General features: G+C 70.5%; 12 protein-coding genes. 9 read left to right on the top strand and 3 right to left on the bottom strand.

Translation table 11 applies throughout. From position 1 onward, the window contains the following. Positions 1-131: 131 nt before the first annotated feature. On the bottom strand, positions 132-893 hold the full coding sequence (locus ACIPLC_RS16265) for a maleylpyruvate isomerase family mycothiol-dependent enzyme (RefSeq protein ID WP_400473626.1): 762 nt from the start codon (positions 891-893) through the stop codon (positions 132-134). 81 nt (positions 894-974) lie between these two features. On the opposite strand from ACIPLC_RS16265, the gene ACIPLC_RS16260 reads away from it, so the two are divergent. Beyond that, entirely contained in the window at positions 975-1,895 is a 921-nt protein-coding gene (locus tag ACIPLC_RS16260; protein ID WP_400473625.1) for a MerR family transcriptional regulator, read from the top strand. Between the two features lie 109 nt (positions 1,896-2,004). After that, positions 2,005-2,601, top strand: coding sequence for an isochorismatase family protein (locus ACIPLC_RS16255; protein ID WP_400473624.1), 597 nt, complete (start codon positions 2,005-2,007; stop codon positions 2,599-2,601). Positions 2,602-2,647: 46 nt separating this feature from the next. Here the strand turns inward: ACIPLC_RS16255 and ACIPLC_RS16250 are convergent, their stop codons facing one another. Both ACIPLC_RS16250 and ACIPLC_RS16245 read right to left on the bottom strand, forming a co-directional pair. Next, complete coding sequence (locus ACIPLC_RS16250; protein ID WP_400473623.1) at positions 2,648-2,857, bottom strand: DUF397 domain-containing protein; 210 nt, start codon at positions 2,855-2,857, stop codon at positions 2,648-2,650. After that, on the bottom strand, positions 2,844-3,731 hold the full coding sequence (locus ACIPLC_RS16245; protein WP_400473622.1) for a helix-turn-helix domain-containing protein: 888 nt from the start codon (positions 3,729-3,731) through the stop codon (positions 2,844-2,846). The genes ACIPLC_RS16250 and ACIPLC_RS16245 overlap by 14 nt, the downstream gene beginning before the upstream one ends. A gap of 275 nt (positions 3,732-4,006) precedes the next feature. On the opposite strand from ACIPLC_RS16245, the gene ACIPLC_RS16240 reads away from it, so the two are divergent. The 7 genes from ACIPLC_RS16240 (at position 4,007) to ACIPLC_RS16210 (ending at position 9,976) form a co-directional block, all read left to right on the top strand. Next, a complete protein-coding gene (locus ACIPLC_RS16240; RefSeq protein ID WP_400473621.1) occupies positions 4,007-4,156 on the top strand; it encodes a hypothetical protein in 150 nt (49 codons plus the stop codon). Positions 4,157-4,176: 20 nt separating this feature from the next. Beyond that, on the top strand, positions 4,177-4,431 hold the full coding sequence (locus tag ACIPLC_RS16235; protein WP_400473620.1) for a hypothetical protein: 255 nt from the start codon (positions 4,177-4,179) through the stop codon (positions 4,429-4,431). 181 nt (positions 4,432-4,612) lie between these two features. Next, entirely contained in the window at positions 4,613-5,356 is a 744-nt protein-coding gene (locus ACIPLC_RS16230; protein WP_400473619.1) for a hypothetical protein, read from the top strand. A gap of 20 nt (positions 5,357-5,376) precedes the next feature. Further along, positions 5,377-6,603 carry a radical SAM protein gene (locus ACIPLC_RS16225; RefSeq protein WP_400473618.1) on the top strand — a complete coding sequence of 409 codons (1,227 nt, stop codon included), beginning with the start codon at positions 5,377-5,379 and terminating at the stop codon, positions 6,601-6,603. 210 nt (positions 6,604-6,813) lie between these two features. Beyond that, the gene (locus ACIPLC_RS16220; protein ID WP_400473617.1) at positions 6,814-8,157 is read left to right on the top strand and encodes an ABC transporter substrate-binding protein; all 1,344 of its coding nucleotides are present in this window, start codon (positions 6,814-6,816) and stop codon (positions 8,155-8,157) included. Beyond that, positions 8,154-9,074, top strand: coding sequence for a carbohydrate ABC transporter permease (locus ACIPLC_RS16215; protein WP_400473616.1), 921 nt, complete (start codon positions 8,154-8,156; stop codon positions 9,072-9,074). Before ACIPLC_RS16220 ends, ACIPLC_RS16215 begins: the two co-directional genes overlap by 4 nt. Then, positions 9,071-9,976 carry a carbohydrate ABC transporter permease gene (locus ACIPLC_RS16210; RefSeq protein ID WP_400473615.1) on the top strand — a complete coding sequence of 302 codons (906 nt, stop codon included), beginning with the start codon at positions 9,071-9,073 and terminating at the stop codon, positions 9,974-9,976. Before ACIPLC_RS16215 ends, ACIPLC_RS16210 begins: the two co-directional genes overlap by 4 nt. Position 9,977: the final 1 nt, after the last annotated feature.

The raw sequence follows: 9,977 nt of genomic DNA, 5'->3' as shown, positions 1-9,977 counted from the left end.
CGCGCGCCGGGCCCGCCGTGCGTCCCCGCGGGGTGTGGGTCGGGGCCTCCCCCCGCGGGGGGGGCGCCGGCCCCCCCCCCGCGGCGGGGGGGGGCCGGCCCCCCCCCCCCCCCCCCCCGCAGCTCTGGTAGCTAGAAGGCCGTGTGGGTCAGCCAGTGGTCCAGCAAAGCGCGGTCGCCCGTCACCGTCACCCGGCCGTCCTGCGGCGGGAGGCGGCGGGAGAGCACCAGCATGAGGTCCGCCACCGCGCCCGACACCACCACGTCGGCCTCGACCGGCCCGCGCTCCCACCGCAGCGCCTCGGGCGCCCTGGTGACCACCCAGCCCTCCATGGCCCTCGGCCGGAACCCGACCCGCTCGCCCCGGCCGCGCAGCTCGGCGACCGCAGGCCTGGCCGACTCGAAGGCCGGCGTGCACAGCAGGTCGAGGTTCTCGCTGATCACGTCGGCCGCGAGGTCGTCGGCGATCTCGAACGCGGTGCCCGTCGCCGACGCCGCGTCGTAGTGATGGACACAGGTGTCGCTCAGCTGCCTGCGGAGCCAGAACGCCGCCGGCCGTGGCCCGAAGAACGTGGGCAACTCGGTGTCCGCACCGGTCTCCTGGATCGCGCGGACCAGGTCCTCCGCGCCCTCGCGCAGCCACCGGGCCCACCCGTCCGGGGCGCCGGGATCGGCCTGCCACGGGTCGGGGGCGGGCAACTGCTCGCGCGTGCGGACGAGTTCGGCCGCCCACCGGTGCTCCTGGCCGAGATGCCCGACGAGGGTGCGCAGCGGCCACTGCGGGCAGGTGGGCACCGGGGTGTCCGGGTCCCTTCCGGCGACCGCGCGGCCCGTCCTCGCGCTCTGCTCCCGCAGTCCCTCCACGAGCCGTGCGGTGTCCAGCGTTGATGTCATGACGGCGCTCCTCCCTCGGGGTTACCTCGGTACGGTAGGAACTCCAGTCCAGTGGAGGTTCAAGTGCCTTTGCTCAATGAAATGTTGGGGATCGGCGAGCTGGCCCGGCTGACGGGCGTGCCGGTGCGGACCATCCGCTTCTACTGCGACGAGGGCATCGTCGACTCGGTGCGCAGCACGGGTGGGCACCGCAGGTTCGAGCAGGCGGCCGTGGAGCGGCTGGGCCTGGTCAGACGGCTGCGCAGGCTCGGGCTCGGGCTGCCCTCGGTCAGGCAGGTGCTCGCCGGCGAACGTTCCGTGGCCGAGGTCGTCGCGGCCGAGCGGGCCGCGCTCGACGTGCGGCTCGCGGACCTGGCCTGGCGGCGGGCCTCGCTGCGCGCGGTCGAGGAGGCCGGACCGGCCGACCGGGCCGCCAGGCTGGAGCTGCTGGCCGCGATGGAGGGTGGGGGAGCCGCCCGTGACGCGCTGATCGGCTTCTGGAGGCGCGCGATGGCCGCCCCGGTGTCGGAGGCGATGCTCACCGCGTTCGTGGCGATCGCCGTACCCGAGCCGCCCGCCGACCCGACCCCGCCGCAGGTGGTCGCGTTCGCCGAGCTGTTCGCCCTGGCCGGTGACCGGGAACTGGGCCGCGGCCTGCTGGCCAGGGCGCGGGCCGGCGCCGCGCTGATCGCCGACGAGGACGAGCTGGTGAGCGGGATCGGCGAGGCGTGCGCGCTGGCCCAGCCCCTGGTGCGGGCGGGTGAGCAGCCCCGGGCGGGCCCCGCGCTCGACCGGTTCGTCGCGGCCCACGCCGCCGTCCGCGGCGACCGCGACACCCTGAAGTTCAGGGGCCGCCTGCTGGCTTACGTGGCCGTCGACCGGGACCCGCGGATGCGCCGCTACTGGCGGCTCGTGGCCGAGGCGAGTGGGGATTCGGCCACGGTCGGCCTGTCCTACCTGTGGCTGACCGACTCCCTCGAACGCTCCGCTGCGGGCCATGGCGGCGTTGCCGGGGCGTGCTGATCGCCGCGCCAGGCCCGTCCGGGTGAACGGCAGCCCGGGTTGCTTCGTCCGCGCACTTCGAAGGCGTCAAGCTGGCCGCGAAATCCGTACCCCGAGGAAAGGCCGGTCGATGGCTCGCGCGCTGATCGTGGTGGATGTGCAGAAGGACTTCTGCGAGGGAGGGAGCGTCCCGGTCGGCGGGGGCGCCGACCGGGCCCGGGCGATCGCCGAGCTGGTCCAGGGCCCGGACCGGGACGGCTGGGCGCGGGTGGTGGCCACCCGGGACCACCACATCGACCCGGGCCCGCACTTCTCCGAGCACCCCGACTTCCGGGAGTCCTTCCCGGTGCACTGCGTGGTGGGGGAGGAGGGCGGCGAGTTCCACCCGCTGTTCGCGCCCGCCGTCGACGCCGGCGCGGTGGACGAGGTGTTCTTCAAGGGCGCCCACTCGGCGTCCAAGAGCGGGTTCGAGGGCTTCGCGGCGGACGGCACCCGGCTCGCCGACTGGCTGCGCGGCCAAGGCGTGGACGCTGTGGACGTGGTCGGGATCGCCACCGACCACTGCGTGAAGGCGACGGCGCTGGACGCCGTGAAGGCCGGGTTCGCGACCAGGGTGCTGCTGGACTACACGGCGGGCGTGGCCACCGACACCACGGTCACCGCCCTCGGCGAACTCCGTCAGGCGGGCGTGGACCTGACGGGCACGCCGGTCGTGCTGGCCGGATGAGGTTTGCGCGAGAAGTCGGCACAGCCGACTTCTCGCGCAGGTGTGTTCAGGTGTTGGGGAGTTCGCCGCCCTTGATGGCGGTGACGAACGCCGTCCAGGTGTCGGCCGGGAAGACGAGTGCCGGCCCGTTGGGGTCTTTGGAGTCTCGAACGGGGACGATGCCGTGGTTGAGGATCGCGACCTCAACGCAAGCGGATTGTCCGTTGCTGCGGGTGGACTTGAACCACACCGCTCCTGTCAGATCAGTCGTGTCCATAACTTCCTGCCGCTTCGGAGATCAGCTGCTTCGACGCCTGCTCACTGAGCGCTGTCTCCTGGATGTTCGTGAACGCGGCGTCGTAGCGTTCCACTTCGTTGGGCTTGTCCAGATACAGGTCGCCGGTGAATCCGTCCGCATAGACGGTCGGCGGTTCCGTCTCGGAACCGTCGCCGTTGAGCGGGAAGCGCAGAATCCCGAACGGGCCGGTCAGGACGCCCAGGTGCAGACCTGCATCGAACGGGACCACCTTGATGGTGACGTTGGACAGCTCGCTCACCTCCAGCAGGTGGGCGAGCTGTCCAGCCATGACTTTGCCGCCCCCGATGGGACGTCGCAGTACCGCCTCGTTGAGCGCGACGTCGAAGACCGGCGGATCGGTGACCCTGGTGAGAAGCACTTGGCGAGCCGAACGGAGATGGACTCGTCGCTCGATCTCGTCGTCGACTTCGTGAGGGTTGTGCGCTCGCATGATCACGCGTGAGTAGTCCTCGGTCTGCAGCAGGCCGGGGACCAACTCGCTCTCATACCAAGCGATCTTCGAAGCCGCTTCCTCCAGCCCGATGAAGAGGTCGAACCCCTCCGGGATCACATCCCCGTAGGCGTGCCACCAACCCCGGGCTTTGGTCTCCTTCGCCAGTCCCATCAGGGCTTCGGTCAGTTCGGCCGGTGCGCCGTAGACCTTGCACATGGCCTCGACATCGAGGCTTCGCAAGGACGTGTGACCGCTCTCGATGCGCCACATCTTCGCTTCCGACCACTCCAGGCTGCGGGCCGCTGCCCGCACCGTGAGTCGCGATCGGTTGCGCAGATCGCGCAGGTACCGCCCGAGTTGCCTGCGCGGCACCGTTGATCCAGTGGGCCCTTCCGGCATGGCCTTCCCCTTCCTGGCTTCCAGTATGAAGCACCGTCAGCGCTCGAAATGAAAGCACCCGTGCGCCCGCTTCGCAATGAAAGTCAACCGAACGAGTTACGCCATTCGAATGCCCCAAAATGAAGTCTTGCAGATTGCGGAGCGTCTTGGGCAGACTACGGGCAGTAGTCCGACTGCTCGCTCACGGCGATCTGACGGGTGGCCACCCGGGCATTTCCATGCCCCTCCCTGGCCGACGCCGCCTACTGCGAGCCACACCCGGAGGAGGTTCTGCCATGCCCGGAACGTTGGAGAAGTGCTCGTGCCGGCTGCCCCGGCACCGCAAATTCGTCCCCGCCGCCCGGCGGCTGGCCCGCGACTGCCTCGCCGACCGGCCGACTGGCATCGGCAAGGCCGTCCGGGCGCAGATCGGGGGCGTGCGGTGAGCGACGGTCTTCCCTTCTCCGTGACTGTCGAGATCGTGGGCTTCACCGAGCCCGCCACCTTCGCGAGCCTCTTCGATGCCCTCGACGTCCTCCGGGTCGGCCTCGCCGTGCTCCCGCTGGACGCCGACCAGGCTGCTTGCCTGGCCGGCCAGTTCGGGCCCTGGGCCGCCGGGGAGATCGCTCACCGGCTGTACTACTTCGGCGCGGTGGGGGCGGTGGCGTTCGTCGGGCTCGATGCCCATCCGATCTACCTGCGGCGGGCGGCACTTGAGTGACTGGTTGAGACCGCTTGTGTCGGTCCGTCGGCTGTGATGTGTGAGATATGTGGTGCAAACACGACCATTTGTGGCGGGTCGCTGTTAGGGTGCCCATCTGAACGCCAACTCTCCATGATGTGAGCAGCATTGGAAGAGAGGGCGTCGACTCCACCTCCGTAGCCGACACCCGAGGAAGCGCGTGAGACCCGAAGACGTCCCCCTGCTGTTCCAGGAGTTGGCCCGCGAGTTCGCGGACGTGACCGACATGTCGGTGGCGGCGACCGGATCGTTGGCCCGTGGCGAGCACCGCACCGGGCCCACCGGCGACATCGTCTCCAACCTCGACCTGATCCACGTCGTGGCCGACGGGCCCGGCGGGGCCGACGTGCCGGAGGTCCGGGCGGTGCTGGGGCGGAAGATGCGGCGGATCTCCGACGCCTTCCGGATCGAGACGACGTCCGTCATAGCCATGCTCCCGGCGTTTCGGCTGGCCGGCCACGCCCACTACCGGATCAGCATGCGGCCCGAGTGGTTCTGCGACGGCCTCGGGCTCGGACCGGAGGCCTTCGACCATCCCAGCCACGACGAGGACGACCCGCGCGCGGCGCTGGCCTGGATGATGCAGCCCGTCCCCTACTACCTGGCGAAGGCGACCGTCCTGGAGCCGACGACCAACCTCGCCAAGGCCCGCAGGGCCGCGATGCGGCTGGCCGACCGGTTCGACCTGGAGGACATGCGCGAGGGCCTCGACGATCTGCCGGGTTCGCTGCGCACCTTGATCGCCAAGCACGACATCACCCCGCTCGAATCCACCGCCCGCTTCCTCGCCGCCCCCACCCACCCCGCCATCGCGCAGCTCGTCCGCGACGCGGTCTTCGTCGAGGGCATGGGCCTGCCGTCCGCCGACTCGATGGTCGTTCTGCGGCCGTCCGTCCCGAGCTGACCCCTACCGGAGAGCGCCGCATGTCCACCCGGCAGCACGTGGAGATCCTGCCCCCGCACCCGTTGCGGGCCGGCTACGACCGGGCCCTGGAACGAGGGTCGATAGCCGACGCGTTCCAACGGCGCCTGGAACCCGCCAACTTCACCCCCGGCTACCTCGGCGCCCTGACCGAGCGGGTCGAACGGGCCCTGGGCCGGGACCCGGGGGACGAGGCCATGCGGTGGCGCCTGGCCTTCCTCCTGCTCCAGAACAACGCCACCGCCGCCGCCGTCGAACGGGCCGGGGAACTGCTCGCCGGCGCCACCCTCCCGCAGGCCACCCGCCTGGCCGGGCTCGTGGCCGGGATCCGCGACCGGGCGGACCGGCCACGCACCGGCCGCCGCGTCCGGCGGGTCAACTGGTCGATCAACAACCGCTGTCCGATGTCCTGCCAGGGCTGCTACAACCCGTTCGCGGCGGAGCAGATCGACCTCGACCAGGCCCGGCGGATCGTCGGGAAGCTGGCCGCGCACGGGACCACCGACCTCGTCCTGGCCGGAGGTGACCCGCTGCTGTGGCCGCCGGTCTTCGACGTGGTCGACCACGCCGTCGCCAGTGGGCTGAAGGTCGGCCTCGACACCACCGGCTACACGCTCACCGCCGAGAAGCTCTCCCGGCTCCGGGGCCTGTCCTCGCTGCGGCTGCCGCTGGACGCCGTCACGCCGGACGTGCAACGCGCCTTCCGCCGGAGCCCGGACGACAAGCTCCTCGACGCGCTGCTGGAGTCCCTCGCCCTGTGCGACGCCGAGGGCTTCGACCGGGTGCGGGTGCACACCGTGGCGAGCGCCGAGAACCTCCACCAACTGCCCGAGCTCGCTGCGGAGGTGCTGTCCCACCCGTCGGTCGCCCAGTGGGTGATCTTCCAGTGGTGGGGCCGGCGGGCCGCACCGGCCACGGTGCGCAGGCTCGGCGTGGCGGTGGAGGAGGTCCGCGCGGTCGTCGACGGGATCCGGCGCGACCACCCCGGCCGGGAGATCCACCTCGCGGAGAGCAGCGAGCGGGAGCTGCTGAACTGGATGATCCAGTCGAGCGGGCAGGTGGTCACCTTCGGGTCGGGCGCGGAGGAGGAGTTCATCCTGGGCAACCTGCTGACCGACGAGGTCGAGGAGATCCTGACCCATCCGATCCTCGACTTCGAAGCCATGGCCCGGGGGATCCCGGTCACCCCGGGAACCGTGTTCGGCGCTTCGGACGCCGTGCCGGGCTGAACCCGGGGCTGACACTCGCGGCTGATAACAGAACGGTTGCGGAGCCCACCCTCCGTGCGCCCAGGGCTTGACGGCGCGGGGAGGGTGGGCGTTTGCTGTGACCCGCCCGTTCGAACCTGTTTGGTTCTGGTCTGTTTTGTGTATTTGAACGTTCAAAACCCCCCTTCCCTGTCTTACCCCTTCCTCGCCACCCCCTCAGAGAGGAATGCAATGTCACACCTTTCCCGTCGTGATCTGCTTCGAGCCTCAGGAGCGGGCCTGCTGGCCCTGACCGCCGGCGGCACGCTCGCGGCCTGCGGCGACTCCGGTTCGGGGAGCGCCTCGGGCGGGGACGCCGACACCGGCAACATCACCGTCTGGTCCTGGGCCACGGCCGCCGACGCCCTGCGCGGGATCGTCCCGGCCTTCGAGAAGGACAACCCGGGGATCAAGGTCGACGTCCAGGACATCGGCGAACCGGCCATCTGGGACAAGATCACCGTCGGCCTGGCGGCCGGCGGCCAGGGCCTCGGCGACGTGCTGCACATCGGCTGCGACTACCTGCCCGGCTACATGGAGAAGTTCCCCGGCGGCCTGGCCGACCTCTCCGCGCTCGGCGCCGACGCGCACAAGGACACGTTCGTCAAGGGCCTGTGGCCCGTCGTCAGCGGCAAGGACGGCCACGCCTACGCGCTGCCCTGGGAGGTCAACCCGCTCGGCTTCTTCTACCGCAAGGACTACTTCGACAAGGCCGGCATCGACCCCGAGTCCTTCGCCACCTGGGACGACCTGCTCGCCGTGGCCGACCGCTTCAAGGCCGCCAACCCCGGCGTCGCCCTGATCGGCATCAACAGGGCCGCCAACCCCACCCCCGACCTGGACTTCGTTCAGGGCCTGATGCAGCTCCAGGGCGCCTTCTACTTCGACCTCCAGGGCAAGATCACCGTCGGCTCGGAGCCGGCCGTGCGCGCCCTGACCATCGTCAAGCGGCTGGACGAGGCCGGGCTGATAGGCGACACCCCCGGCGTCCAGAGCTGGCCGCCCGTGATGAAGGCCGGCAAGCTCGGGGCGGCCGCGATGCCCGCCTGGGTCGCGCACTACCTGGAGAAGAAGTTCCCCGACCAGAGCGGCAACTGGCGTCTCACCAAGCCCCCGGCGGTCACCCCCGGCGGCAAGCGCACCGCCCTGGTCAACTCCACCCACCTGGCCGTCGCCGCCTCCAGCCCGCGCCGCCGCGCCGCCTGGAAGTTCGTCGAGTACGCGGTCACCCGCCCGGCCTCGGTGAACGCCATGTTCAACGCGGGCGGCGTCTTCCCTGCCCTCACCGAGGCCTACACCGACCCGCTGTACGCCGCGCCGAGCGCCTACTACGGCGGCCAGCCGGTGCTCAAGACCTTCGCCGACCTCGCCGTCGAGGGCGGCGACCCCACCAACTACTCCGGCGACTACGCCCGCGCCCTCAAGCTCGTCAGCGACGCCCAGGTCAAGGTCCTCCTCAAGGGCGCCGACCCGGCCGCCGTCCTCCAGGACGCCGCCAAGCAGCTCGCCCAGCAGACCGGGCGCGGTATCGCATGAGTGCCGCCAGCCCGCCCGCCGCCCTCGCCAAGAGATCCGCAGTGCCGCGCCGCGCCCGCTGGCGGCGCACCGCCGTACCGTACCTGCTGCTCGCCCCCGCCCTGCTGACCTTCGGCGTGTTCAAGGCCTACCCGGTCGTCGAATCGCTGCTGCTGTCCTTCACCACCGGCTCCGGCGCCGCCACCCGCAACGCTGGCCTCGCCAACTACCGGCGCCTGCTGGACGACCCGCTGTTCTGGACGGCCCTGCGCAACACCGGCGAGATCCTCGTCATGCAGGTCCCGCTGATGCTCGGGCTGGCCCTGCTGATGGCCGTCGGCATCAACTCCGCGCTGGTGCGCTGGCGCACGGTGTGGCGGCTCGGTGTCTTCATGCCCTCGGTCACCGGCCTGGTCGCCACCGGCGTGATCTTCGCCTACCTGCTCAAGGCCGACGACGGCGCGGTCAACTGGGTGCTGAACGCCGTCGGTCTGCCCTCCGTCGACTGGCTGGGCCAGCCGGTCTGGGCCCGGATCGCCGTCGTCGTGGTGCTCACCTGGCACTACACCGGATACAACGCCGTCATCTACCTCGCCGGACTCCAGTCCATTCCACGGGAGTTGTACGAGGCCGCGATGGTCGACGGCGCCGGACCGATCCGCCGCTTCACCTCCATCACCGTCCCCGCGCTGCGCCCGGTGCTGCTGTTCACGGTCGTGCTCTCGACCATCGGCACGCTCCAGCTCTTCGACGAGCCGTACGTGCTGACCGGCGGCGGGCCGGACAACGCCACCCTGACCGTCTCCATGTACCTGTACCAGAACGGCTTCCGGTACTTCGACTTCGGCTACGCCTCCGCCATCGCCTACGCGCTCACCCTGCTCGTGACGGTGCTCGGCGCCGTCCAGATGCGCCTGATGGGAGAGCGCGACAAGTGACTTCCAAGAGCGAGACCTCCAGGAGCGAGACCTCCAAGAGCGAGAGCTCCAAGCGCGCGACCTCCACGCGCGTGAACCCCCTCAAGAAGCTGCGCGGCTGGCCGCTGACCTTCTTCCTCGCCGGCATCACCGGGCTGTCGATCGCCCCCTTCTACTGGTTGGTGGTCTCCTCCACCCGCAAGGACACCGAGGTCTTCGACTGGCCGCCCAAGCTGCTGCCCGGCGGGAGCCTCGGTGAGAACCTGAGCCACCTGGAGCAGAAGATCGGCCTGCTCAGGGTGGTCGGAAACTCCCTGCTGGTGGCGGGGGTCCAGACGCTGGGCGCCCTCGTCGTGGCGCTGCTCGCGGGCTACGCCTTCGCCAAGTTCCGCTTCCGCGGCCGGACCCTGCTGTTCGCCCTGCTGTTCTCCACCCTCGTGGTGCCCGAACAGGTCATGCTGGTACCGCTGTTCAAGATGATGACGAACTTCGGCCTGCTGGACACCTACCAGGCGTTGATCCTGCCCGGCCTGTGTGTGCCCTTCGCCATCTTCCTGATGCGGCAGTCACTGAGCAGCCTGCCGGACGAACTCCTGGACGCCGCCCGGGTCGACGGCGCCGGCGAGTTCCGGGTGCTGTTCAGCGTGGTGGTGCCGGTCATGCGGCCGGTGCTGGCAGCCCTCTCGATCTTCCTCTTCCTCGGCTCCTGGAACCAGTTCGTCTGGCCGCTGATCGCTCTGCGCAGCCCCGGGATGCACACCCTGCCGGTCGCCCTGGCGACCCTGCACGGCAACAAGAGCAACACCGACTACGGCGCGATCCTCTCCGGCACCGCGCTGTCCACCCTGCCGATGATGGTCCTCTTCCTGGTCCTCCAGCGGCAGTTCATCTCCGGCCTGCTGGCCGGCGCCACGAAGGGCTGAA

The sequence above is a fragment of the Kitasatospora sp. NPDC086801 genome, assembly GCF_044745805.1.
Taxonomy (GTDB): Bacteria; Actinomycetota; Actinomycetes; order Streptomycetales; family Streptomycetaceae; genus Kitasatospora.
This window is presented reverse-complemented; position numbering and strand designations above follow the sequence as displayed.